A 25,657-nucleotide genomic window follows, 5' to 3' on the forward strand; every position below is an offset into this window, starting at 1 on the left:
TTACGCGCGCTGCTGACGCCAGCGCTGAAGGAAGGCATCCACGAAGCGGGGTGCCGCCCCTTCGTCCAGCTGAAAGTACAGCGATGGTTCAATAAGCTCCAGCTCCATCACCCGCCATTGTCCGGCGGCACGAATAAGGTCAACCCGGGCATAAAGCGCAGACGCGGGCATCGCATTGAGCGCAGCCCGGGCACACGCCATCACCGTTGCATCAGGCTGAAGCACTGACAAACGTCCGCCATGCTCTTCCTGAACCCGGAAATCACCGACAGCGGGCTGCTTGAGAATGGCATGACTGAAGTCGCCGTCAAAATAAAACAGCGATATTTCCCCTTCATCCACCACTTCCCGGATAAACGGCTGCACCATAAAGGGCCGTTGCGAAAATAGTGCGCTCAGTGTGCCCTGCTTTTCCGCCAGCGCCTGCGGCGTAAGCCGGAACGTATCATCAGCATTGGCGCTAAGCACAGGTTTGATGACCAGCGTATCGGTGTTCAGTGCGGCGAACTGCGTCTCAACCGCAGCAGTAGACCAGGCGTCCATCCACACCGTCGGAATAACCGGAATGCCCGCCTCTTCCAGTTCTTTTAAATAGATTTTTTGGATATTCCACAGCATCAGTTCAAGCGGGTTTTCAAGCAGCGTGCCGCTTTGCTCAATGCGCTTCAGGCAGTCAACAAATGCGTCCGGCGCATTCTGGTAGTCCCAGGTGCTTCGCACGATCACTGCGTCATAAGCCGACCAGTCGGTCTTCTGGCAGTGCCACGAGACCGTGTCGACAGACCAGCCCCGCTGCTCAAAGTGCGGTATCAGCAACTCATCATAAACAAAAAAATCTTCGAGATTGTCGGTCGACAAGAAAGCAACACGTGGCATGCAACGTCCTAAAATTTTCATTCTCTGTGGCGTGTAATTCTACAGTAAGTCGTGAACTTTTTATTAAACGAAACAGTAATAAAAGTTATCTTTACAAAAAGGTAGTTGCACAAAAAAATAGACCAAAGTTTCATCGCCCCGGTCTTAAATTAACACTACACTTATCGCCATGTATTACGACACGTTCTGTACAGCGTGTCGATTTGGAGAAATTTATGACGTATCCCTGGATTTTGCGTAGCCAGAAAATTTTTCAGGTTGTGATTGCCATACAATGGGTAATGTCCCTTGTTATTGCATTTATGACCGGTGAATGGCTGCCGCCGTTCCTGCTTGGCCTGCCGATTGTTATTGTTCCGCTGGTACTGAGCTTTCAGTCGCCCGGCAGCGCACTGGCAAGACACGCGATGGGACTGGGGGTGCAGCTGATGACTGCGCTGCATATTCATCAGGCTTACGGCCTGATTGAAATGCACTTTGAAATCTTCGTGCTGCTGGCCTTTCTGGCTAACTACCGTGACTGGCGTGTTATCGCCTCCTCAACCGCACTGGTTGCAGTTCACCACATCGGCTTTTTTGCACTGCAAAGTCAGGGCGCCCCGGTGTTTATTTTTGAGGAAGGCCATATCAGCTTCTCCATTTTGCTGCTACACGCGTTTTTTGCCGTTGCCGAGGGCGTGGTGCTGATGCTGATGGCCAAACAGTCGCACGATGAAGGTGTGGGTGCGGCAGAAGTCGAACGGATGACCGATGCGATTGTGCGCAAAGACGGCACACTCAACCTGAATGTGTCCGGCTCAGACAAGTATAAAGTCAGCCGCCTGTTTAATGAGTTTGTCGCCCAAGTCAGAGAACTGGCAGCGGTTTCCTCGCGGCTGACAGACGATGTGGTTGCCCGCAGCGACGGTATGGCGCAGGTGGCCACCACCATGTTCGAAACCAGCAAACATACTGATAAAGAGCTGGGAATGGTCTCGGCATCGTCCGAGGAAATTGCGCAGACCATGCGACTATCCGCCGAGCAGATCACGCTGGCATCAGATAAAACCCATGCTATGCAAAGCAGCGTCACCGCCACCCGCCAGCAGATTAAAGACACCAGCTCGGTGATTAATTCATTGCGCAGCATGCTGAACCAGGCGGCGGATACCAACCAGAAGCTTAATGATCAGTGTAATCAGATTTCCGACGCCATGCGTTCAATTGGCGCGGTAGCTGAACAGACAAACCTGCTGGCACTGAATGCCGCCATTGAGTCAGCCCGTGCTGGCGAGCATGGCCGTGGCTTTGCTGTGGTTGCGGATGAAGTCCGTACGCTGGCGATTCGTTCGAAAGAAAGCGCCGAGCAGATCAGCGGTATTACCGAGAGGCTTGTTGCCCAGACCGCCACTGCTGTGTCACAGATGCAGGAGAGTGTGGCGCTGGTTGACGATGCAGTCGGCTCATCAGACACGGCGTCATCTGCCATGGCGCATATGCTTGAGGAAATCACCCAGGTCAGCAACAGCATGACCGAAATTGCCAATTCTGCCACCGAGCAGGAAGCAGCCAGCGAATCCATTGCCCGCTCAACCGAGCGCCTCAATGAATTATCTGGTGATGAAGTCGCTACCGCCAAACGGCTTGAGCAGGAACTGCAGCAACTTCAGCATACCTGCGATGCCATGCAGCAGGCAATCAGCCGCTTTTCGCTGTGAGCGTTTATCTGAAGTGGGGTGCACTGGCCCTGTGGGCCGGCGCACTGTCAGTCGGCATGCTGCTGTACAGCCAGCAGCAGCTGACCTTGTTTGATCCCGACCAGCGTCTTTTACAGGCCGCCGCCCGCCCTGATTTTGACCAGCAGGTTGTCGCGACCCTTGAAGCCAGCGGCATTGCCGCCGGAAGCGTTGTTCACTTTCAGCGCAAGGACAGTTGTTTTTGCAACACGCTGACCGAACCCCATCAGACCCAACTGGCCAGCACACTCAGTGAACAGGGCTATCAGCTGAGCGTGGTTGATATTGACAGTGCCCCTGCGCTGGCCAGCCTGATACCGTCAACACCGGCGGTCGCCGTAGTCAGCCAGACGGGTGAACTACGTTACCTCGGCCCCTATGCAACCGGCTATGGCTGCTTTACCGGTAAAACCCTGGTCGATACGATTGCCCGTTATGCCAGCCTCACATTGCCGGGCGCCGTGATTAATGCGGATGCCGAAGGCTGTTTCTGTCACGCCTGAATTTCACTGCCTGCCTGTCTGGCACAATTCCTGATACCTGTCCTGATACCGATGAAATCCCCACTGATATCACGCCTTTTCGCGGTTTTCAGTGAAAAAACTTCACGGAGTATGAAATCATGACAAAACGCGCCACGCTATACCGCATGAAAACGGACGAACACATTTGCCCGTTTGGACTTAAGGCAAAAGATCTGCTGGAACGAGAGTGCTTCGAGGTGGAGGATAATCTGCTGACCAGTCGCCAGCAGACAGACGAGTTTAAGCAACAGCATCAGGTGGATACCACGCCGCAGGTGTTCATCGACGGTGAACGAATTGGCGGCTATGAAGCGCTGCGCGACTACCTCAATAAACCAAAGGAAGGACAACAGGGCAAGACCTACACACCGGTGATTGCGGTGATGATAATTGCTGTCCTGCTCAGTGTCTGCCTGTCGCTGGCTGGCAAGCAAGCCTGGCAGGCATACCCGCTCGCACTGAATGCCATCGCCTTTTTTATGGTGTTGCTGGCACTGCAGAAGCTGCAGGATGTGACGGCATTTACAAACCGCTTCATCACCTACGATTTACTGGCCATGAAACACATCCGCTACGCCTACCTCTACCCGTTTGCAGAAGCCTGGGCAGGGCTTGGCATGCTGGCCATGCTCCCTGTGTGGGCAGTGGCGCCGGTGTCTGTATTTATTGGCACCATTGGCGCTATTTCAGTGATCAAAGCGGTCTACATTGATAAGCGCGAACTGACCTGCGCCTGTGTGGGAGGCGACAGCAACGTGCCGCTTGGCGCACTGACCCTGACTGAAAACGTGCTGATGGCAGGTGCGGGTATTGCTATGTTGATCAGCTAAGCAATGCGGATCTATCACCAACCAGGCGGTAGCAAAGGAAGAAAAGGAGAAGAAGGAGGGGGGAGTCCACACAGCGACCGTCCAACAGCATGGATGCTGTTGGCGAGCCCCCAGGGATGGGTTTACGGCGTGTCGCAGTGTGGACTCCCCCCTCCTTCTTCTCCGTCTTTGCCACCTTTACATTTTTTCCGTGTTGCCGCTTATGCCTCGCAGGTGCGCAACCACAGAGCGTCCCAGTGCACTCAGTGAATAGCCGCCTTCCAGTGTGCTCACAATACGTCCCTCACAGCACTGCTGTGCCACGGTGCGGATCCTGTCACTGATCCAGAAATAGTCATCCTCGCGCAGCCGTAAATAGGCCATGGGATCTTCGGCGTGACCATCAAAGCCGGCGGAGACCAGAATGAGATCAGGGTTAAAGTCGGCGATTTTTTCAAACCAGTAGTTCACCGCTTCGCGAAATGCCATGCCATCGGTTCCCGCATTCAGTGGCGTGGTAATGACATTGTCGGACTGGGATGGCACATCACTGTGCGGGTAAAACGGATGCTGAAAGCTCGACAAAAACAGTATGCGATCGTCACCGGCAACAATGTCTTCGGTGCCGTTACCGTGATGCACATCAAAGTCAACAATAGCGACACGCTTTACCGACGGCGTCTGCAGGGCATGCAGTGCGGCTACGGCAATATTGTTAAAAAAGCAAAACCCCATGGCATGACCATACTCCGCATGGTGACCCGGCGGTCTGACGGCACAAAATGCCTGCCGCTGCCCGTCTTCCAGCACCCAGTCAACCGCATCACAGCACGCGCCGGCGGCATACAGTGCAGCGTCCAGCGTGGACGGATTCATGGCCGTATCCTCATCCAGCCAGACCATGCCGTCGCGTGGAGCGCGCGCGAACAGGCTGTCAACATAAGCGCCAGAGTGAGCGCGCGTCAGCGCATCGCGCGACGCTTTGGTTGCGGTTTCATGCTGACAAATCATGTCCAGTCCCGATGCCAGTAGCTGATCGTCAATGGCATGCAGACGGTCGGGCGATTCCGGGTGGTCGGGCCCCATCTCATGTTGCAGGCACGCATCTGCGCGGTAAATCCGTAACGTCATTCCGGCTGCTCCAGGTCAAGCGCCAGCTCGACATCGCTGGGATCATCGGACATCAGCCGTTTAAAACCCGCCTGCTCAAAAATGGTAATCATTGGTGTGTTTTCTGCCCTGACATATGCCATCATTTTGGCAATCCTTCGTTTTTTAGCAATATCAATAAGTTGCGCCAGCAGTCGGGTGGCCATGCCCTTGCCCTGCTGGGTTTCCCGGGTGACAAACGCCACCTCGCAGACATTCGCCTCAGGCGCATAATAAAACCTTCCGACAGCGTGAATGGTAATACGCGATCCTTCCTGGCGAACAATACACAGTGCCGCATCGCTGCTTTGGTCGACACTGACCAGATTACAGGACTTCTCGCGCGACATTTGTTTGGGGTCGTAGTTGTAGCGAAGCCGCAGCGTCTCCTTGGTATGGGAATAGAAAAATTCCTGCAAGCGACGTTCATCGGCCGGGTTAAGTGGTCGAAGATAGAAGGTCTCGCCTTTGATCACCAGCTTTTGCAGCTGAATGGCGCCTAGCTCGGGAATATCGGTGGGGTACTTTTCCTGATAGTGCGGCACCCAATAATGCTGACGGACTTCTTTTAGCAGGTCGGCACGAAATTTCGGATGGGCAACACGAATAAGCTCCAGCGCCCGCTCGCGGATACTTTTGCCTTTCAGTGAGGCAATACCATACTCGGTAACGACATAATGCACATTGCCACGCGACGTAACGACACCAGAGCCTTCGGTAATAAACGGGCGAATACGTGACACCGTTTCGTTTTTCGCGGTAGACGGCAGCGCAATAATCGGCTTCCCGCCCTTCGACATGGATGCGCCCGACACAAAATCGACCTGACCGCCGATACCACTGTAAAAGTCATGCCCCAGTGAGTCGGCCACAACCTGACCGGTTAAATCCACTTCCAGCGCGCTGTTTATGGCAATCATGTTGTCATTTTTGGCGATATTCGTCGGCTTGTTGACGTAGCTCGACGGATAAAACTCAATATGCGGATTGTTGTCGATAAAGTCGTACAGGCGCTGGCTGCCAATCGCAAAACTGGTCACCACCTTTCCCGGGTGAAAGGTCTTTTTCTTGTTACTCACCGCGCCGGCTTCAATCAACTGAATAATACTGTCGGTCAGCATCTCACTGTGAATGCCAAGATCACGATGGTGCTGCAGGTATTTCAGGGTAGCACTGGGGATTTTTCCAATACCAAACTGCAGCGTCGCGCCGTCTTCCACCAGCATAGCGACATACTGGCCAATCCGTTCAGTGACCGAGTCGATCGGCTGCGGCTCTACCGTAACCAGCGGCTCATCCGCTTCAATACAGGCATGGATCTCACTGAGGTGAATATAAGAGTGCCCGGCCGTGCGCGGAACATGGCGGTTAATCTGGGCCACCACCTTTTTCGCCTGCCTGACTGCAGACATGCAGATATCGACCGACGCGCCAAGCGAACAATAACCAAACTCATCCGGCGGACTGACATTCACCAGCGCCGCGTCCAGTGGCAGTGTGCCGTCAGCGAACAGACCGGACATCTCGGAAAGAAAACATGGCGTATAGTCGGCACGACCTTCATCAACGGCGCGGCGCACTTCCTCGCCACCAATAAAAAACGTGTTGACCTTAAATTTGTTGCGGTACTCCTCACGTGCCCAGTGCGTTTTACCCAACGCCAGCATGTGCACCATTTCAATGTCTGAGTACCCTTTCGTGTTGTCCATCAGGTGCTGGACCAGGCTATACGGTACCGAGGCGTTGCCGCCAACAAACAGCCTGCAGCCTGACTTGATCAATGCCTGCCAGTCCGGCGGCGGGGGTAGTGATTCAGCCATAAGGTAGTCTCCTGACCAGATAGCATTCATGATGCCACACCGGCATCGGGTTACCAGTGATTGTTTGTGAAAGGCGCTACGCTTTTAGTCGTATCTAGCACAGCCGGCAAAGCGTGGTATAGGCAAACACAAGCTGCTTGGCTTTCTCGGTGTCGCCGCCCTTATCAGGATGATAGCGATGCTGCAGTCGACGGTACTGGCGTTTAAGCGTTGCCTTGTCGATCTCACCCTGCGCTGGCAACTCCATAATTTCACGGGCCTCCTGAATGGTCTCGGCGGCGGGTATTCGATGGTTACCACGGGCAAACTGACGCCAGAAATCATCCAGCAGGGCTTCCACCTCATCTTTGCCGGTCCCGGTATAATTATCCCAGTTAAGGTAATAGTCCCGAAGCGGATCGCCGGCCTCCGGCATCGTCGTGCCGGACATTGAAGATGTCTCCAGCGCTATACGGGTAGTATGAATGGTGAGTTCGCCGGTGCCGTCCTCGCGCCAGGCGGTTTGCACCTGATACAGGGCGTGAAACAGCATGAAGTGGGTCTGAAACAATACCAGCGGATCGCGCAGTGCGTCTTTTTCAAACAGCCTGAATGGCGGTTCCTGCAGCCGTTGTATCAGCACATATTCGGAGATGCCGTCGTCAAACCACTCTGGCACGGTGACCAGTAAATCGGCGAGCAGGGATGAGAATGTTTTAGAATCGATGATGGCCTCCGGCTGCTGATATGCCTGTTCATATCATTCACCTATAGCGTAAACGAGTCAGGGACGTGATGAAAGCTACCGCAAAAAACAAAAAGACAAGACGTTACCACTGTCTCAGCATTGCGGCAGCAACAACTCCGGCGGCAATCGCCGGTAGTGGACGTCTGAAAATCAGCATGACAATGGCGGTCGTCGCGAGCGCCAGTCGCGTTGCGGTGTCGCCGTTGAATGCCATGGGCGCAAGCAGGGCCACCAGCACCGACGCTGACATTGCCTGAATAAAGCGCTTCACCCGCTCGCTGAGCGGCACAAAAGACATCAGATAAACGCCGGCCCAGCGCGTGCTAAGTGTCACTAGTGCCATAACCGCAATAATAATCAGCGTGCCGGTGGCGTCGTTTTCAATGGTTATCATTGCGGTCATCCCACAGTAGCCCGGCCAGGCCGCCCGCGAGCGCGCCGGTGACCACATGGCTGTTTTCAGGTAAAAACCGATATGCCAGCAGCGATGACAACGCGGCGACCGACCAGATACCCACAATCCTCAGGTTTTTCTGCCCACTCAGCACGACAGCCAGCAAAAAGCAGCCCATAACCATATCCAGTCCCAGCATCCTCGGGTCCTGAATGGCATTCCCAAACACCACGCCAAACCAGGTGCCCAGCACCCAGAACGACCACAGCGCCAGCCCGCCGCCAAACAGGATCCCCAGTCCCGGCTGACCGCGGGACAGGGCATTCATCGACATCGCCCAGTTCGCATCTGAAGCAACAGTCATAATGCCGTAGCGTGTGTAAGGAGAAAGGCTCACCAGCCAGGGATACAGCGTTGCTCCCATCAGCAGATGGCGCGCATTGATCGCGAACACGGTGATGATGATAGTCACAACAGGCAGTTGTGCCCCCCATAATTCGAGTGCGGCAAATTGTGAGGCGCCGGCAAACACCAGCGCACTCATCAGCATCACAGCCGGCTCGCTTAGTCCGGTCTGGATAGCTGCGAGGCCGAACGCTGCACCGAATACCGTAACAAAAAAGGAAATAGGAACCAGTTGCTTAAAGCCGCTCCAGATAAGCTGTCTGTCAAGATGATGTAAGGCTTTCGCGGTGTCAGACACGGTCGCCGTCCTGATTAGTAAAAAACGCGGTTTATACAACCTGCCCTGCGGCCCAGCCACTCGACCAGGCCCACTGGAAATTGTAGCCGCCGAGCCAGCCGGTCACATCGACCACTTCACCAATAAAATATAGCCCTTCAACATTTTTTGCCATCATGGTTTTTGATGACAATGCATCGGTATCCACGCCACCCAGGGTAACCTCAGCCGTCCGGTATCCTTCCGTGCCGTTGGGCTTCAGCTGCCAGCCTTCAAGGCAGTCGGCTATCTCTTTGATTTCACTGTGAGTTAACTGCTTTACGGGACAGTTTTTCCATTTGTGGTAGGCAATCAGCGTTGCTGCCAGGCGTTTCGGAAAAATACCGGACAGACAGGTCGATAGCAGGGCATCCGGCGACTGACTGATCGCCTCTGTGAGCCATTGCTGCGTATCCTGTCCGGGCAGCATATTAACCGTCACTGTGTCACCGGGCGTCCAGTAGGATGACACCTGCAACATAGCGGGTCCGCTCAGCCCCCGGTGGGTGAACAGCATGGCTTCATTAAACACCGTGTCGTTGGCCTCGGCACTGACGTTAAGCGACACGCCACTGATTTCTGCCAGCACCTGCTTGTCATTATCATGCAGCGTGAATGGCACCAGTGCCGCCCGCGTGGGTAACACGGGCAGCCCGAATTGCTCCGCCACCTTATAGCCGAACGGCGAGGCACCAAGTTTTGGCATACTAAGCCCGCCGGTGGCGATCACCAGCGACTCGCAGGTGTAGTCACCAAGGGTTGTAGACAGGCTGAAACCCGCTGACGTTTTCTCAACAGCCAGGATCTCACAGCGTGTGGTAATAGTGACATCCGCTTTATTACATTCGCTCAGCAGCATGTCGACAATGTCTTTGGCGGAGTCGTCACAAAAAAGCTGCCCCAGTGTTTTTTCGTGATAGGCAATACCATAGCTCGCCACCAGCGAGATGAAATCCCACTGGGTATAACGACTTAACGCGGATTTACAAAAGTGTGGATTGCCGGAAATGAAATTTTCCGGGCTGGCGTACATATTGGTGAAGTTACAGCGCCCGCCACCAGACATCAGGATCTTACGTCCGACTTTTTTCGCGTGGTCGAGCACCTCAACGCGACGCCCGCGTTTACCTGCCTCGGCAGCGCAAAACAGCCCGGCGGCGCCGGCACCTATAACAATCACATCACGTTGCGTTACGCTCACCACTTCACTCCAGCAGGTTGTGCCTGACGTGTATAAAAACGACGTGAATTATACGTGAATAGCGGTGTGGCTCAATGCACGTTCAGGAATTATCCCTCGCGTGTGAACGCTGCCAGCGGATGGGTCGTCGTCATTGCTAACTGAACGCGCGTACCCGGTGGGTGCGCGGTTTCGTGGCTGACCCGAATTTTCAGCTCACTGCCATTATCCATGTTTACCGCATACAGGCGACTGCCGCCTTCATAACGGGCCCATTCAATAACGCCGTTAGTACTGCCGTTGTCGATACTAAGCGACAGATCATCAGGACGTATCAATACGTCCACATCGCCAGTCGCCCCGTTGATTGGAGTAGCAGGGACATTACCGATGTCAGTCGTGATAACACCATTTTCAAGGTGCCCGGGCATAAAGCTGGCCTCACCCAGAAACCTGGCGACAAAGCGACTTGCCGGTTTGGCAAAGCAGGCTGCGGGGGTGTCGATTTGCTCCAGTACACCCCCTTTTAATACCCCTACCCGGTCGCCGACGGAAAGCGCTTCGTCCTGATCATGGGTAACCCAGATAGCGGGAACACCCGCTTCCTTCAGCGCGCTTCGAATTTCCCAGCGCAGACTGTCTTTTAGTGCAGCATCCAGGTTAGACAGGGGCTCATCGAGCAGCACAAAGGCAGGCTCGTGGGCCAGTGTGCGCGCCAGCGCAACACGCTGCTTCTGACCGCCGGATAGCTGCGCAGGTTTGGCATGGCGGAAGTTATCCATTCCCAGCAGGGCTAACCAGTGGTCAGCAAGACGTGAGTTTTTTAAACGAAAGCTGACGTTCTGCTCAACGGTGAGGTGAGGAAATAAGGCGAAATCCTGGAAGACCATACCAACATTGCGCTTTTCCGGCGCGACTGGCTTATCGGCAGTCGAGGTCCAGGCACCCAGTTGGATGCTACCTTCTGAAATTGGAATAAGCCCTGCCAGTGCCTGCAAAATGGTGGTTTTACCGCAGCCGGTCGGCCCCACCAGCATGAGAATTTCATCATCACCAAGCGCCAGGTTAAGTTTATCTACTACCCGGTTTGCACCATAATTAACCGATAAATCACTCACCTTCAGCATTAACGACGTTCATCCTCCGACAAGGTAAATTCAGCCCGGCTCTCGCCTGATAACATGAGGATCAGTCCCAGGCCGGACAGTAACACCAGCAGTAATCCGGGCACCGCGGCACGACCAAAGTAGCCTGCCTCGTATACCCGCCACATATAGGTTGCCAGGGTTTCAAAGCCGGTCGGACCGAGCATCAGGGTAGCGGGCAATTCGCGCATCGCTTCAAGAAACACCAGCGCCGCACCGGCTACCATACCACGTAACGACAATGGCAGGGTAATGCGCATAAAGGCTTCGCGGGGACTGGCGCCCAATACTCGCGCCGCTTTGACCATGCCCGAATCAAGATTTTCTGCTGTGGTGCGCACGCTGCCCACCGCCAGCGGAATAAACCGCAACACATACGCCACCACCAGTAGCGCCAGCGTCTGATACAGAAACGGCAATTGTAGCCCTAAGTAGACCAGCGCGGTGCCCATGACAATGCCGGGTACGCCAAAACCTAAATAGGTAATCCGCTCCATCAGTCTGCCAGCCTTGCCGGCAATAGCCGCGTGGGCAACCGGAATAGCGCAGATCACCGCGACAATCGCCGCCAGGAATGACGCATAGGCCGAATTCCATGCGTACTGCAGTTCAAAGCCTCCCATCCCCTCACGCACCAGCCACAGCGTAAAAATTGCCATCGGCAGCACAATTGCCATCAGGATAATCGGAAGCGCACTGGCCAGCATCGCAAAATACTGCCATTTCGACGGCCACAGGGTAAGGTGACGTCCGGGGCGCTCTTTTGCGCCGCTTACCTGCGACTCCAGAAACAACACCAGCCCGACAATCACCATAAGTTGTAAGGACAACATTGCCGCCTGGCTCAGGCCAAACGCATTGTATTCAACAAAAATCACCCGCGTGAAGGTATCCAGCCCCATAATTGCAGGCGTACCAAAATCAGAGAGTGCGTATAATGCCGCCAGCAGTGCGCCGGCCGCGATACTGTTAAAGGCACGTGGTAACACAACCCGCCACAAACTGCGCCATAGCGACAGCCCAAGCAACCGGGATGCATTGACCAGACTGGCATCCTGACTGAGTAATGACGCCCGGGTGGTCATCATCACAAACGGATAGGTATACAGCGACATCACCAGCGCAGTGCCCCACAAGCCGTTAATGGGTGGCACCGGCATACCGGTCAGGGTTTCAATTTCGCCACCACGGCCAAACGAAAAGTACATTGCGAAGGCACCGATATAACTGGGCAGCGCCAGCGGTGCTGCCAGCAATATCAGCCACAATTTTTTGAACGGGCCCTGCACATAGGCGGTAAACAGCGCGAGTGGTACGCCCATGATAATGGCGCCGATAATGGTAAGAACAACCAGCGCCAGCGTGTTGCCGAGTACCCGCAGGTTATGGGTATCGAACAGTTGTGCACTTTCAGAGGCCAGCGATACCAGTACGCCGACCGGCAAAATGGCCAGTAGCGCAATAATGAACGCCAGCGGGTACGGCTTGAGCCAGTTCGTCACAGTACGCCGATATCCCGCATCATATCAAGCGTCGGGCGCAGGTCGGCAAGCTTGCGTAAATCCATATCCGGCGGGTTTACGCTGGACAGTGCAGGTAACCCCTGCGGCATCGCGACCTTATCCACCAGCGGAATTTCATACGCTTCAGAGGCCAGGTACGACTGCACTTCTTCGGTCAGCAGATAGCGGATGAAATTAACCGGTAAGTCACCTTCACTCAGCGCCATGATGCCTGATGCATTGACCAGGCAACCGGCATCGTTGTTAGTGAAAGCCAGTTCAACACTGGCGTCAGGTTTTCCTGCTTTCAGTCGCAGTGTGTAGTAATGATTGGCAAAGCCCACATCCACTTCACCACGCTCAACACCCATAACCACGCCAAGTTCACCGGCATACTTTTTCGCGTTGCGGTCCACCCCTCGCAGCCAGTCTTTTGTGGCTTTTTCGCCTTCAATCAGTCGCATGGCAGTAACAAAGGATTGGAACGACGCATAGGCAGGCGCCCAGCCGATGGCCAGGTCACTGTCGGCCAGTGCCATAATGTTATCGGGAATTTGCGCACGCTGAACGCGCTCCGGGTTATAGGGCAACGTGCGGATGCGTCCGGTTACCGGCGACCAGCGTGGATACTGAAAGCCAGGCTTCAGTTGCGCGGTTATGTCGTCTGGCAGAGGTTGTGCCAGGCCGTGATCGGTGATCATACCGATTGAACCCGCGTCCACTGCCCAGAATAAATCCGCCCGACGCACCCCGGCTTTTGACTCAGCCACGATGGTATTTGCCAGCGCGGCAGTACCGCCGCGACGAATTTGCAGATTCAGTTTTGGATTGCGTTTTTTTATGGCATCCAGAACATTTTCATACAGGCCACCCTCACCCCGCCCGAGATAAAGCGTGAGGTCACCTTCCAGCGCCGGGAGCTGCGTAACCGACAGCGGGCCGGTGGCGGCGAGACTAAACCGGCTGGAAAAGGGCAGCGCGCCCAGAATTCCCGCCGCGCCGACGCCACGTAAAAATGTTCTGCGGTGCATACTTACTTCCTAAAATACGGCTTTGCGATTTTTCTCAGCATTGACCAGCAACGTTCTTGCTTTGTCGAGCTTGGCCTGCATCGATTCCACCACATTGCGCACAGCGTCTACGCCGGCATTCTTCTCAATTGCCTGCGGCAGGGTTACGTTGAAATCTTTTTCAAGTTCCTCAACCAGGTCCGCGTTCTGTTCGATAAGCGCACCCTCGATGCCTTCAAAACGCTGCATGTAGGTGTCGTGAACCAGCGTGGTTGCCACTTCGGTCAGCTGCTCAGCATACTTTGCAACTACCCGGTGCAGACGCTGCTTGATGTCGTCGATAACTTCAGGCCCGGTAACCGGCTCGCTCGCCGTTGTGCGGACAGCTTTTATCAGGCCATTCTGCTGATACTGGGCAGCAAGTTTAACGGCACCTAACCCTTGCCACAAGGCTTGCTGAAGCTTGGTCTCTTCTGCCCGCACTTTGGCAATGTCAGCGCCACCATCAATGGCTTGTTTTACGCCATAAATACCCTGCCAGATGGATGCATAAATCGGAACAAACTGTGTTTCGATGGCTGAATGGAAGTTTACTTCTTCCCAGAAATCAATCATTTGATCGGTATCAACGTTACCTTTACCGTTTTCTTCGTAGGCGTCGACCACGCTGCCGAATTTATCTTCCAGCCAGTGCACCTCTTCAGTGTATTCACCAATGTGCTCTTTGAGATGATTAACCTGGTCGGTGATTTCACCGTTCGCCAGCGCGACACCAGAAAACAAAGGGGCGCTGAATGCGGCCAGAAAAGCCATTACACGGTACTGCTTACTGAACGTTGTCATTACCTGTCCTGTTTCAAAAACTTTGTGTGCAAATGATACTTATTATCATTCGAAGAGTAAAGCGGGAGGTCTCCCAATGCCGCTTAGAATGCGGTACGTGACGTTTACGCCAGAGGATTACTTATTCGAAAAAGACACGTGTCTGGCAGACATGCCATGAGAAGGGCTGGAAGCGCACAGCGCGCGCTTCCGCCATAGTTTACAGGCTGTCCAGCATTGTCTGGGCGTCGCTGACTTCAAAGCGGCCCGGATCTTCCACATTCAGCTTTTCTACCACACCATCGTCTACCAGCATAGAGTAACGCACCGACCGGACCCCCCCAAAATTACTGGTGTTCATGTCCATTCCGATTTGCTTGGTGAAGTACCCGTTACCATCAGCCAGCATGATAATTTCCTCAGCGTTACTGGCTTTACCCCAGGCATCCATCACGAAGGCGTCATTCACCGACAGACAGATAATACTGTCGATACCTTTGGCTTTCAGCTTGTCTGCCAGGGCAACATAGCCAGGCAGGTGTGCCTGTGAACAGGTTGGCGTAAAGGCGCCCGGTACAGCAAACAGCACCACGCGTTTATCATTAAACAGTTCACTGGTCTTTGGGGTTGTCATTTCGCCGTTTTTAATCAGGCCAAAATCCACTTCCGGTAAATTACTGCCAACTTGAATCATTCTGTGCTCCTAGTTGTGATGACATATATAAACGTCAAAACGGTGTTTTTTGCTTGTTATTGCCATTGACGGCGCTGTGTTTGCCAGCGCACCGGCACTGTCTGGTCGTTTTACCACAACCCGGTGCCTGGCCAGCTCACAGGCTGGTGCCAGCAGACCGTCTGCATCAGGATCGCCGCCCAGCAACTGCTGAAACAGGCGCATCTCTTTTTTCACCAGTGCTGACTTTTTGCGGTGTGGAAACATCGGATCCAGATACACTGCATCCACTGGTGCTGCATTCCAGTATTGCATCACTTGCTGACTATTGCCATGGATGAGCGCCATCCTTTTTGCCGTCTCTGGCTGTGCTTCTGTCAGGCGACGCAATCCGTCTTCCAGCAAAGCAGCAACCACCGGCGAACGTTCAATCATCGTCACCCGGCATCCTGCACTCACCAGCACAAAGGCGTCGCGACCCAGTCCGGGTGTTGCATCAACTACGTGGTAATCGGTATGGCCTTTGAGCCCAATTGCTTTCACCACAGGCTCTGCCTTGCCACCGCCATGCGACTGTCGATACTGGGTAGCCGCTGACAAAAAGTCGACGACCACCGGCAGCTTCTGCGCGGGATCAGCGCCATCCATCAAACCGAGTCTGTTGTTATCGATACGCAGATAGAGGGTGTCGGGGGGAGCGTCGCAAGAGGTCAGCCCCCACTTTTCGGCAATGCTTGCTGCCAGTGCCGCACTTTGTGTGGTGTTCTCAGCATCAAACAGAAATATCGACTCAGGCATGCCCGTATTGTTCCTTCCGTCCAATCCAGCGGTTAATAATGGCCTGCGCATGTGAAGGGTATTTCTCCCACAGCGTACCGGCAATTTGCTGTACCAGTGGGATCATCTGCGCGTCTCTGACCAAATCCGCAATTTTCAGTTCAGCCAGGCCCGTCTGGCGGGTCCCCATAAATTCGCCCGGACCACGAATTTCTAAGTCGCGCTGGGCAATGTAAAAGCCGTCGTTCGACTCTCGCAATACCGCCAGGCGCTGAGTGGCGGTTTTTGACAGTGGGCTCTGATACATCAGCACACACTGGCTTTCTACCGCACCACGTCCCACCCTGCCGCGCAACTGGTGCAGCTGTGCCAGCCCCAATCGCTCTGGATTTTCGATAATCATGATACTGGCATTGGGTACATCCACACCCACTTCAATGACCGTAGTTGCCACCAGCAAATCAATATCACCTGCTTTAAACTCGGCCATAATTCGCTGTTTTTCCTGCGGTTTTAAACGTCCATGCACCAGCCCCACGTTAAGGTCCGGCAGCGCAGTGGCAAGAGTGACCGCGGCATCTTCCGCCGCCTGACACTCCAGCACGTCAGACTCGTCAATCAGTGTGCATACCCAGTAGGCCTGACGCCCGCCCTCCTGACAGGCCTCACGAATGCGTTCAATCACATCACCGCGACGGGTATCCGGCAACACCACCGTGGTCACCGGCGTGCGTCCCGGAGGCAGCTCATCAATCACCGAGGTGTCCAGATCGGCGTAGGCTGTCATTGCCAGTGTGCGCGGAATGGGTGTGGCGGTCATAATAAGCTGATGCGGATAACGCCCCTGCTGCCTGCCCTTTTCACGTAACGCCAGGCGCTGATGCACGCCAAAGCGATGCTGTTCATCCACAATCACCAGTCCCAGTTTGTGATAACTGACCTGCTCCTGAAAAATCGCGTGCGTGCCGACCAGCATCTGGATGTCCCCCGACGCCAGCTTTTCGAGTACCGCATCACGTGCTTTACCCTTGAGTTTGCCTGCCAGCCAGCCGACTTCAATGCCAAGCGGCGCCAGCCAGTCGTTGAAATTACTGGCGTGCTGTTCGGCCAGCAGTTCAGTGGGCGCCATTAATGCCACCTGATACCCTGCGCCAATCACTGACAGCGCCGCCATTGCAGCAACCAGTGTTTTACCCGAGCCGACATCGCCCTGTACCAGTCGCATCATCGGCCGGCTTAGCGCCATGTCCTGCTGAATATCCGCAACCACCCGCTGCTGCGCGCCGGTCGGCGAAAATGGCAGTGCGGCGAGCAGCTTGTCGATCAGCGCCTGATGCACCGGCACCGGAATACCCGGCTGTGCGTCAGATTGTTTTCTTACCTTGAGTACACTGAGATGATGAGCCAGCAGCTCTTCCATAATCAGGCGATACTGGGCGGGGTGTCGTCCTTCCTCCAGCTCGGTCATGGACTCTTCTGGTGAAGGACGATGCACAAGATGGAGTGCTTCGGTCAGTGTACGCTGACCTTCATACAGACCACCTGGCAGGAGATCGGGCAGCCCGCCTTTATCCAGCAGCATTAGCGCCTGTTCGGTAAGATTGCGCAGGGTGAGCTGCTTAACGCCTTCTGTGGTCGGGTACACCGGCGTCAGTGCCGGCGCCATGTCGTTATTGTCTTCACTAACCAGAGAAAACTCGGGGTGCATCATCTCCGGGCCAAACTTTCCGGCACGGATCTCACCAAAACAGCGCACGGTGTTGCCGGGCGACATCATCTGGCGCTGCAGCGCACCAAAGTGGAAAAAGCGCAGCATCAGCGTGCCTGTGCCGTCACTGATCTTCACCACCAGCATGCGCTTTTTGCCGTACTGGATATCGGCGCTCATTACCTCACCCTGCACCGTCACATGGGTGAACGGCCGGCACTCGGCCACACTGTAAATACGGGTGCGGTCTTCATAGCGCAGCGGCAGGTGAAACAGCACATCCTGCACCGTTACCAGCCCCAGCTTTTCCAGTTTTTCTGCCATTTTTGCGCCAACGCCTTTTAGCGACGTTACCGGCACGATGGCGAGCGACTCCATACCCGGACAGCCTCTTACCTGTTTGATTTTAGCGTGGTTTACAGTGTACTGGATTGCTGCTGGGATGGCGAGAGAGGGAAAGGCCAGTTTGCTAACGGGCTGGCACTTTGCCAGCCCATCACACTATTTTTGCGTCAGTACCTTTGCCACCGCCAGTACCAGCTCGGCTGACGGACGAACCTTATAATCCGGATTAACGTAACTGAACTGCACGCGTCCTTTGATATCGACAATAAACAGCGCCGGCGCCGGCAGTACGGCTTTTCCGTTGCCGGTCATCGCCAGGGCAATGCCGTAGTCCTGATAACGGCTCTGTGTGGCGCTATCGACGTAAAAGCCAATACCAAAGCCTTTGAGTACTTCGAGGGTAGGGTCAACATACAGCTGGGCCGCAAAATCCGTTTTCAGCTGCTGCTCACCAAGTTCCTCCAGCGACTGCGGGCTCACTGCAACAATCTGGTATCCCATGTCCACCAGGTCGCGCTCTATGCGTTTGAGCTCACTTAGCTGCTGATTGCAGTACGGGCACCAACCGCCGCGGTAAAACAACAGTACCGTTGGCTTTTGCAGGGTGATCGCCCGCAGGCTGACCGGTGCACCGTCCGGCGTCATCAGTCGACCGTCAGGCACCATCATGCCTTCCAGCAAGGGGGTCACACTGGCGGCATTCTCAGCAAAGTCGGTCCGCACCATGGCGGCCGACAACGGGCTGATCATCAGGCTGGCAATAAAGAGTAATGAGGTAAGGTATTTCACACGCGTGCTCTTGGTTGATTCGGGTTTGTTCATCTGACCGGCGATACCGGCCAGAGATTTCACCCGGCAGAGAAAATCGTGTGAGCGATGGCGTTAGTTACCGGCTTCGTCCGCTTTTAATGCGGCCAGCGCCTCTGAGGTCATCTGCATTTCCTGCCACCAGGCCTCGTCGGCAACGATGTGGCCGGTGTCATCAATCGGCGGATAGGCAATGCCCTTGCGTTTACACATTTTCTGAAGGCGCGGGTAGCCACCCTCAAACAGCATGCGCTGGCACTCGTCTTCATCAAGGTGCTGGGTATCATACAGGCCGGCAATCTGACGCTGGCGCTGCGCTTCATATAGCACCAGTGCGGCCGCGACCGACACATTCAGCGACTGCACCATCCCGACCATCGGGATCACGATATCCTGATCGGCCATGGCTATGGCCTCGTCGGTAACCCCGTATTTTTCCTGCCCGAACAGCACGGCGGTTGGCCGGGTGTAATCCACATCACGAAAATCAACAGCGGTGTCAGACAGGTGCGTAACCAGTACCTGCATCCCCTGCGCTTTCAGCGTGTTGATTGCACTGCCAATGTCATCGTGGTTAGTCACCCGTACCCACTGCTGGCTGCCCATCGCGGTGCCGCCGCGCAGTTTGTATTTCTGTTCCCACACCGTATGCACACGGTGAATGCCAATAGCATCACAGGTACGGACAATGGCAGAAACATTATGTGGCTTGTGCACGTTTTCCAGACAGACCGTCAAATCGGTCTGCCGTTTTGCCAGCACATCGCGGATGCGCTGGTAACGTTCTGGTGACATGAATTTACTCCGGCAGCTCCATCACACCGTCAATCTCAATCTGTGCACCTTTAGGCAGAGCACTGACCTGAACGGCGGCGCGAGCCGGGTAAGGCTTGCTGAAATAGCGGCTCATGATTTCATTGACGGTGGCAAAGTTACCCAGATCGGTCAGAAAGATGTTCACTTTCACCAAATCATTGGTAGAACCGCCTGCCGCTTCACAGACCGCTTTGATGTTTTCAAAAACCTGTGTAGCCTGCGCAGCGAAGTCGTCGCTGACCATTTCCATGGTCTCAGGAACCAGCGGGATCTGGCCTGACAGATATACCGTGGTGCCCGCTTTGACAGCCTGGCTGTAAGTGCCAATAGCCTGTGGGGCCCGCTCAGTTTGAATAATGGACTTAGACATAGGGTTTCCTGTTGATGTGATTAGTGTTTGGACTGACTGTGGCGTGAGACGCGCTGCACTTCCGGCATGGTGCGGATTTTGCGCATGATCCTGGCAAGGTGAACACGGTTGTGCGTGGTCAGTTCGATATCAATGAAGTAGATATTACTCTCTTTTTCTTCGGTTTGCAGACCAATAATATTGGAATCGCATCCGGCAATCATATTGGTCAGCGTTGCCAGAGTGCCCTGGTGGTTCACCAGCTCAATACGCAGCGACGACTTAAACTCGCCCTGCGGCTCCTCGTCCCACTGCATCGGCAGCACCCGCTGGGGTTCTTCCCGGGTCAGCTTTCTGATGTTGGTACAGCCAATCTGGTGAATGGTCATGCCGCGACCCGGGCTGAGTACCGCCACAATTTCATCATCGGGGATAGGATGACAACAGCGTGCGAAATGCACCAGCAGGCCTTCGGTACCGCGTATTGCCACATTACCTTTTTTCTCCGGCAGCTCGGCGTTCTCGCCAAGCAGACGGCGCGCCACAATCGCGCTCAGTTCATTACCCAGTCCAATGTCTGTCAGTAAGTCATCAAAGCTGTCGTGTTTGGTTTCTGCTACTACGCGGTCAATGTCTTCCTGCGGAATGTCGTCCAGTTTCACTGTGCCCAGCGCATGGCGCAGCAGCCGGTTACCCATGGTAATGGCTTCCTGGCTATGCTGTTTGCGCAGATACTGACGGATGCGGGTTCGCGCCCGCGCACTGACCACAAAGTTCAGCCAGTTGGCATTTGGCTTGGCTTTAGGCGAGGTAATAATTTCCACCGTCTGGCCGTTTTCCAGCGGCTTACTCAGGCTGTAGTTGCGTCGCTCCACGCGCACGCCAACACAGGTATTACCGACATCAGAGTGGACGGCATAGGCGAAATCGACGGCCGTCGCGCCCATCGGCAGCTCAATGATGCGGCCATCCGGCGTAAACACATAGATTTCGTCAGGGAACAGGTCGGTTTTCACCGATTCGATAAATTCAAACGACGAACTTGCTGACTGCTGCAGTTCGAGCAGCGTCTGCATCCATTTGCGCGCCCGCAGTTGCGCCGTCGTGCCGTTGTCTCCCGGCTCTTTGTACAACCAGTGTGCCGCCACCCCTTTATCGGCCATATGATCCATTTCGTGGGTACGGATCTGCACTTCAACCGGAATACCGTGCGGTCCTACCAACGAGGTGTGCAGCGACTGATAACCGTTAGTACGGGGTATCGCAATATAGTCTTTAAAACGGGTTTCAATGGGCTTGTACAGACTATGCATCGCACCCAGTGCGCGATAACAGTTGTCGACAGTGTCCACCACAATACGAAACGCATAGATGTCCATCACTTCGTTGAACATCAGCTCTTTGTTTTTCATTTTGCGGTAGATGGAATACAGGTGCTTTTCACGCCCGATGACGGTGGCGTCGATCTGGTAGGATTCCAGGCGGGTAGCCAGTTCGTTGCGAATATTGTCGATTAATTCTTTGCGGTTACCGCGTGCCTGCTTCACAGCCGACTTAAGTGCACGATGCCGCATCGGATACATCGCCTGAAAACCTAAGTCCTCGAGCTCATTTTTGATGTCATGGATACCCAGGCGGTGGGCAAGAGGGGCATAAATTTCGAGAGTTTCCAGCGCGATACGACGACGCTTATCCGGGCGCAACGAACCCAGTGTTCGCATATTGTGGGTGCGGTCCGCCAGTTTAATCAGGATAACGCGGATATCCTGCACCATCGCCATCATCATCTTACGGAAGTTTTCGGCCTGCGCTTCCTGTTTGGTGCTGAAGGCAATTTTGTCCAGCTTACTGACCCCTTCCACCAGCTCGGCAACCGTATCACCAAACGCATCAGCGAGATCTTCCTGGCTGTAGTGGGTATCTTCAATCACATCATGCAGCAGCGCCGCCATCAGGGTTTCGTGGTCCAGATGCATGTCGGCCAGAATGCCGGCCACGGCAACAGGGTGGGTAATATACGGATCGCCACTGGAGCGCATCTGGCCATCATGCGCCTCATGCGCAAGCACATACGCATCCTGCACCAGCTGAACCTGTTCAGCAGGAAGGTATTGCGTAATTTTTTGTTTCAGGCCTTCAAACAGATACACAGGATTGTCAGGACGTTTTGCGTTACCGGATAGATAAGAATACGGGTATTTTTTCGTTAAGCCAATGGTAAAACGCCAGTGCCCTCGTCACAAGAGCACTGGCGCTACATAAACAGACTTATTTTAGTGTCAGGATTACTGTTCAGACAGGATGTTAGCCACTGACGCAAATTCTGCGTGTTCCTGCTGTTCCTGCTCACGCATTTCGTCCTGCTCAAGGGTTTCTGCCGTAACCAGTTCCGCTTCAATTTCGCGCAGCGCGGTTACAGTTGGCTTGTCGTTCTGAACGTCAACCATAGGCTCTTTCCCTTCAATAGCAAGTTGACGAGCACGACGAGCAGCGATCAGGATCAGGTCAAAGCGGTTACCGATCTTATCTACGGCATCTTCTACGGTTACGCGAGCCATGGTTTTCTCCGAAAAAATTGAGCAACAAAGTTTTTAAAAGGCCGCGTAGTATATACCACCCAAGCCTTTTGTCATAGCGTTTTGTGTAAATTCCACGCAGCCGGATCAGGCCGATCCCAGCAGATCATCGAGCAGCGCCCCGTGACGCATCTGCTGCTTTACTGCGCGCAGGCGCTGCGAGCTGACGATGGCTTCGAGTTCACTCAGTGCCTGGGTGAAATCATCATTGATGATCACGTAGTCAAACTCATTGAAATGCGACATCTCAGATACCGCCTGCTGCATGCGTCCTGCGATCACCTCGTCACTGTCCTGTCCGCGTTTTGTCAGACGCTCGCGTAGGGTATCCATTGACGGTGGCAGAATAAAAATGCCGCAGGTGTCAGGCAGTTGCTGCTTTACCTGGCGCGCGCCCTGCCAGTCGATATCAAGAAACACATCAATGCCGCGATGCAGGGTCTGTTCAATGGTGACGCGGGAGGTGCCGTAATAGTTACCAAACACCTCAGCCCATTCAAAAAACACACCCTGTTCAATCAATATCTCAAACTGCTTGCGACTGACGAAGTGGTAATGCTCACCGTCCACCTCACCGGGGCGTGGACTGCGGGTGGTATGTGATACCGAGACCTGGACCGGGTGGCGGTCATTTGCGCCGTGTTTTTCAATCAGCGCTTTAATCAGGCTCGACTTTCCGGCGCCCGACGGTGCCGCAAGAATAAACAGATTTCCAAGTAGTGTGGCCATAAGACAGCTTTATTATGCATTGCTAGTGGTCATTTTAGTCGGCAATGGTAGCATACACACTCAACCAGCCATAAAAAATAAGACAAAAACGCCACGACGTGGAAGAGGATCCGCACATTATGAGTCAGAACTTGTTGCCTTTCGTCGAAGTCAACCCAAACGGTGATGCCGATGCCTGTGTTATCTGGTTGCACGGACTGGGGGATTCAGGAAACGGGTTTGCCCCGATTGTTCCCGAACTTCGTCTGCCTGCCTCGCACCGTATTCGCTTTATTTTTCCGCACGCGCCTGAACGCCCGGTCACCATTAACGGTGGCATGCGCATGCGCGCGTGGTATGACATCAAGTCACTGGACTTTAACAGCCGTGCCGACCTTGATGGCGTCACTGAATCAGCCGCAGCCGTCGAAAAACTGATTGCGTCTGAGCATGCCAAGGGGATCCCGTATGAGCGTATCGTGCTGGCGGGCTTTTCACAGGGTGGGGTCATTGCCCTGCATCTGGCGCCCCGTTTTGCGCACAAACTGGCTGGCGTGCTCGCCCTGTCTACTTACATGTGCGAACCACAGCGGCTAAGTGACGAGGCTACTGACACCAACCGTACCACGCCAATCATGATGGCTCACGGCGAACAGGATGAGGTGGTACCGGTGTTTTTAGGAAATGCGGCATACAAGACCCTGACCGATAACGGATTTAACGCCACGTGGACAACCTACACCATGCAGCATAACGTGTGCATGAACGAAATACAGGATATTTCAGCCTGGCTTCAGCAGGTGCTGGCCTGATCGCTTGAGAAGACTATGACAACACCCAAGTTACCCGACACAATCCGCATTGCAACCCGTAAAAGTGCGCTTGCACTGTGGCAGGCAGAGTACGTAAAAGCAGAAATCCTGCGCCATTTCCCTGATATCACAGTCGAGCTGGTTCCGATGAGTACCCAGGGCGATAAAATCCTCGATACACCGCTGGCCAAAATTGGCGGAAAAGGACTGTTTATCAAAGAGCTGGAAGTGGCCATGCTGGAGGGCAGGGCAGACATCGCGGTGCATTCAATGAAAGATGTCCCGGTCGCGTTTCCGGAAGGATTTGGGCTGCATGCCATTTGCGAACGGGAAAATCCGTTTGATGCCTTCGTGTCCAATCATTACGACAGTATCGATGCGCTGCCTCAGGGGGCAGTCGTGGGTACCTCGAGCCTTCGGCGCCAGTGCCAGTTGCGCAAACACCGTCCGGACCTGACGATCAAAGACCTGCGCGGAAATGTGAATACGCGTCTGGCCAAACTTGACGCCGGTGAGTATGACGCCATTATCCTTGCCAGTGCCGGTCTTATCCGTCTGGGCTTTCATGACCGTATTCGCGACAGCCTATCGCCCGCCTTGTCATTGCCGGCAGTGGGTCAGGGTGCCGTAGGCATAGAATGCCACAACGACAACGCCGCGGTTATTAACGTGGTGCGCGCGCTCAATCACGCGCCAACGGCCACCCGCGTGAAGGCTGAGCGCGCCATGAATACCCGTCTGGACGGCGGATGTCAGGTGCCGATTGGCAGTTTCGCGACGCTTGACGGTGACACCCTGAACCTGACCGGCATGGTTGGCCAGCCCGATGGCAGCACACTGCTGTTCGCTTCTGCCAGTGGCGATGCGACGCGCGCCGAAGAGATTGGCGTTGAGGTGGCCGAAGCGCTGCTGGCGCAGGGTGCAGGTGAGATCCTTTCCGCGCTGTACGCGTCCTGATGTACCTGCTCACCCGTCCGCTGCCTAAGTTAGCTGACAGTACCGCGGCATTCCGTGCGGCCGGGCTGAGCGTATGTGGCATCGCCACTACCGACATCATCGCAAATAATCAGGGCCTGGATGCCCTGGCAACACGCCTGACGCCCGCGTCACTACCGGATGTCATTATTGTTACCAGTGTGTTTGCGGCGCAGCCGTTCAGCGCGCTGCTGGCACGGTCACCGGCGCTGCATGAAACACTGCGACAGCGCACCGTCATCGCCGTTGGCAGCACGACAGCCCGCCTGCTTCAACCATGGTTTGACAACCTGCTTATCCCCCAGCCGCAAACCTCCGAGGGTATCCTTACATTGCCCGTGTTAAATAGTGCAAATCGTCAGCATATCGTTATTATTAAGGGCGAAGGGGGACGCACCGCACTGTTTGACACGCTGACAGCGCGCGGTGATAGTGTCGATACATTCGATGTTTACCGGCGTCAGTCGCTGACTCAACCCGTGCTGGACGGTGAGTATGCCAGTGATGCTGTGAGCGGCGTAATCGCCACCAGTGAACAACTGGCTTTGGATCTGGCCGGTGCACCCGACTATCGCACACTGATGTCACGTCCCTGGCTGACCATCAGCGAGCGCGTTGCGTCGCGCATCCGTGACGTCGGTGTTGAAGCGGTATTTGTGTGTGACAGTGCCAGCGACAGCGCACTGATAGCGTGGATTAAGACTAACTGGGAGTAAT

The 25,657-nt window shown here is 54.6% G+C and carries 26 protein-coding genes; 6 read left to right on the forward strand and 20 right to left on the reverse strand.

The window, feature by feature from the left end; genetic code table 11:
- The gene (locus AB1N33_RS07335; RefSeq protein WP_411270897.1) at positions 1 to 876 is read right to left on the reverse strand and encodes an ATP-grasp domain-containing protein; all 876 of its coding nucleotides are present in this window, start codon (positions 874 to 876) and stop codon (positions 1 to 3) included.
- A gap of 215 nt (positions 877 to 1,091) precedes the next feature.
- Here AB1N33_RS07335 and AB1N33_RS07340 point away from each other — a divergent pair, with 215 nt between their 5' ends.
- From AB1N33_RS07340 to AB1N33_RS07350, 3 genes are all read left to right on the forward strand, one after another.
- Positions 1,092 to 2,573 (forward strand): methyl-accepting chemotaxis protein, encoded by a 1,482-nt coding sequence (locus tag AB1N33_RS07340; RefSeq protein ID WP_411270898.1) that lies wholly within the window; start codon positions 1,092 to 1,094, stop codon positions 2,571 to 2,573.
- Positions 2,570 to 3,094: a DUF6436 domain-containing protein gene (locus AB1N33_RS07345; RefSeq protein ID WP_411270899.1), complete on the forward strand. Its 525-nt coding sequence runs from the start codon at positions 2,570 to 2,572 to the stop codon at positions 3,092 to 3,094. The genes AB1N33_RS07340 and AB1N33_RS07345 overlap by 4 nt, the downstream gene beginning before the upstream one ends.
- A gap of 119 nt (positions 3,095 to 3,213) precedes the next feature.
- Positions 3,214 to 3,945, forward strand: coding sequence for a MauE/DoxX family redox-associated membrane protein (locus AB1N33_RS07350; protein WP_411270900.1), 732 nt, complete (start codon positions 3,214 to 3,216; stop codon positions 3,943 to 3,945).
- 177 nt (positions 3,946 to 4,122) lie between these two features.
- Here the strand turns inward: AB1N33_RS07350 and AB1N33_RS07355 are convergent, their stop codons facing one another.
- The 19 genes from AB1N33_RS07355 to gmk form a co-directional block, all read right to left on the reverse strand.
- Complete coding sequence (locus AB1N33_RS07355) at positions 4,123 to 5,055, reverse strand: histone deacetylase family protein (RefSeq protein ID WP_411270901.1); 933 nt, start codon at positions 5,053 to 5,055, stop codon at positions 4,123 to 4,125.
- Complete coding sequence (locus AB1N33_RS07360; protein ID WP_411270902.1) at positions 5,052 to 6,893, reverse strand: GNAT family N-acetyltransferase; 1,842 nt, start codon at positions 6,891 to 6,893, stop codon at positions 5,052 to 5,054. The genes AB1N33_RS07355 and AB1N33_RS07360 overlap by 4 nt, the downstream gene beginning before the upstream one ends.
- 94 nt (positions 6,894 to 6,987) lie before the next feature.
- Positions 6,988 to 7,602: a DNA-J related domain-containing protein gene (locus tag AB1N33_RS07365; RefSeq protein WP_411271016.1), complete on the reverse strand. Its 615-nt coding sequence runs from the start codon at positions 7,600 to 7,602 to the stop codon at positions 6,988 to 6,990.
- 100 nt (positions 7,603 to 7,702) lie between these two features.
- On the reverse strand, positions 7,703 to 8,014 hold the full coding sequence (locus AB1N33_RS07370) for an AzlD family protein (RefSeq protein ID WP_411270903.1): 312 nt from the start codon (positions 8,012 to 8,014) through the stop codon (positions 7,703 to 7,705).
- A complete protein-coding gene (locus AB1N33_RS07375) occupies positions 8,001 to 8,717 on the reverse strand; it encodes an AzlC family ABC transporter permease (protein ID WP_411270904.1) in 717 nt (238 codons plus the stop codon). Before AB1N33_RS07375 ends, AB1N33_RS07370 begins: the two co-directional genes overlap by 14 nt.
- 31 nt (positions 8,718 to 8,748) lie before the next feature.
- On the reverse strand, positions 8,749 to 9,936 hold the full coding sequence (locus tag AB1N33_RS07380; RefSeq protein WP_411270905.1) for a BaiN/RdsA family NAD(P)/FAD-dependent oxidoreductase: 1,188 nt from the start codon (positions 9,934 to 9,936) through the stop codon (positions 8,749 to 8,751).
- 89 nt (positions 9,937 to 10,025) lie between these two features.
- Entirely contained in the window at positions 10,026 to 11,042 is a 1,017-nt protein-coding gene (locus AB1N33_RS07385) for an ABC transporter ATP-binding protein (protein WP_411270906.1), read from the reverse strand.
- A complete protein-coding gene (locus AB1N33_RS07390) occupies positions 11,042 to 12,562 on the reverse strand; it encodes an ABC transporter permease (protein WP_411270907.1) in 1,521 nt (506 codons plus the stop codon). The genes AB1N33_RS07385 and AB1N33_RS07390 overlap by 1 nt, the downstream gene beginning before the upstream one ends.
- Complete coding sequence (locus tag AB1N33_RS07395) at positions 12,559 to 13,593, reverse strand: ABC transporter substrate-binding protein (RefSeq protein WP_411270908.1); 1,035 nt, start codon at positions 13,591 to 13,593, stop codon at positions 12,559 to 12,561. Before AB1N33_RS07395 ends, AB1N33_RS07390 begins: the two co-directional genes overlap by 4 nt.
- Positions 13,594 to 13,602: 9 nt before the next feature.
- Entirely contained in the window at positions 13,603 to 14,415 is an 813-nt protein-coding gene (locus AB1N33_RS07400; RefSeq protein WP_411270909.1) for a hypothetical protein, read from the reverse strand.
- A 199-nt stretch (positions 14,416 to 14,614) separates the two neighbouring features.
- Positions 14,615 to 15,088, reverse strand: a complete 474-nt coding sequence (locus AB1N33_RS07405) for a peroxiredoxin (protein ID WP_411270910.1) — start codon at positions 15,086 to 15,088, stop codon at positions 14,615 to 14,617.
- Between the two features lie 9 nt (positions 15,089 to 15,097).
- Entirely contained in the window at positions 15,098 to 15,865 is a 768-nt protein-coding gene (locus AB1N33_RS07410; RefSeq protein ID WP_411270911.1) for a class I SAM-dependent methyltransferase, read from the reverse strand.
- On the reverse strand, positions 15,858 to 17,930 hold the full coding sequence (gene recG, locus AB1N33_RS07415; protein WP_411270912.1) for an ATP-dependent DNA helicase RecG: 2,073 nt from the start codon (positions 17,928 to 17,930) through the stop codon (positions 15,858 to 15,860). Before recG ends, AB1N33_RS07410 begins: the two co-directional genes overlap by 8 nt.
- 123 nt (positions 17,931 to 18,053) lie before the next feature.
- The gene (locus tag AB1N33_RS07420; protein WP_411270913.1) at positions 18,054 to 18,686 is read right to left on the reverse strand and encodes a peroxiredoxin-like family protein; all 633 of its coding nucleotides are present in this window, start codon (positions 18,684 to 18,686) and stop codon (positions 18,054 to 18,056) included.
- Between the two features lie 93 nt (positions 18,687 to 18,779).
- Positions 18,780 to 19,499 (reverse strand): tRNA (guanosine(18)-2'-O)-methyltransferase TrmH, encoded by a 720-nt coding sequence (gene trmH / locus AB1N33_RS07425; protein WP_411270914.1) that lies wholly within the window; start codon positions 19,497 to 19,499, stop codon positions 18,780 to 18,782.
- A gap of 4 nt (positions 19,500 to 19,503) precedes the next feature.
- Positions 19,504 to 19,890 carry a deaminase RidA gene (ridA, locus tag AB1N33_RS07430; protein ID WP_411270915.1) on the reverse strand — a complete coding sequence of 129 codons (387 nt, stop codon included), beginning with the start codon at positions 19,888 to 19,890 and terminating at the stop codon, positions 19,504 to 19,506.
- Between the two features lie 20 nt (positions 19,891 to 19,910).
- Complete coding sequence (gene spoT / locus AB1N33_RS07435; RefSeq protein ID WP_411270916.1) at positions 19,911 to 22,019, reverse strand: bifunctional GTP diphosphokinase/guanosine-3',5'-bis pyrophosphate 3'-pyrophosphohydrolase; 2,109 nt, start codon at positions 22,017 to 22,019, stop codon at positions 19,911 to 19,913.
- 135 nt (positions 22,020 to 22,154) lie between these two features.
- Positions 22,155 to 22,427, reverse strand: a complete 273-nt coding sequence (gene rpoZ / locus AB1N33_RS07440; RefSeq protein WP_411270917.1) for a DNA-directed RNA polymerase subunit omega — start codon at positions 22,425 to 22,427, stop codon at positions 22,155 to 22,157.
- A gap of 105 nt (positions 22,428 to 22,532) precedes the next feature.
- Positions 22,533 to 23,174 carry a guanylate kinase gene (gene gmk / locus AB1N33_RS07445; protein ID WP_411270918.1) on the reverse strand — a complete coding sequence of 214 codons (642 nt, stop codon included), beginning with the start codon at positions 23,172 to 23,174 and terminating at the stop codon, positions 22,533 to 22,535.
- Positions 23,175 to 23,293: 119 nt separating this feature from the next.
- On the opposite strand from gmk, the gene AB1N33_RS07450 reads away from it, so the two are divergent.
- The 3 genes from AB1N33_RS07450 to AB1N33_RS07460 are packed head-to-tail and all read left to right on the forward strand — an operon-like array spanning position 23,294 to position 25,656.
- A complete protein-coding gene (locus AB1N33_RS07450) occupies positions 23,294 to 23,965 on the forward strand; it encodes an alpha/beta hydrolase (protein WP_411270919.1) in 672 nt (223 codons plus the stop codon).
- A gap of 15 nt (positions 23,966 to 23,980) precedes the next feature.
- Positions 23,981 to 24,922 carry a hydroxymethylbilane synthase gene (gene hemC / locus AB1N33_RS07455; RefSeq protein WP_411270920.1) on the forward strand — a complete coding sequence of 314 codons (942 nt, stop codon included), beginning with the start codon at positions 23,981 to 23,983 and terminating at the stop codon, positions 24,920 to 24,922.
- Positions 24,922 to 25,656: a uroporphyrinogen-III synthase gene (locus tag AB1N33_RS07460; protein WP_411270921.1), complete on the forward strand. Its 735-nt coding sequence runs from the start codon at positions 24,922 to 24,924 to the stop codon at positions 25,654 to 25,656. Before hemC ends, AB1N33_RS07460 begins: the two co-directional genes overlap by 1 nt.
- Position 25,657: the final 1 nt, after the last annotated feature.

This window comes from Alteromonas nitratireducens, assembly GCF_040812025.1.
GTDB classification, from domain to species: domain Bacteria; phylum Pseudomonadota; class Gammaproteobacteria; order Enterobacterales; family Alteromonadaceae; genus Alteromonas; species Alteromonas nitratireducens.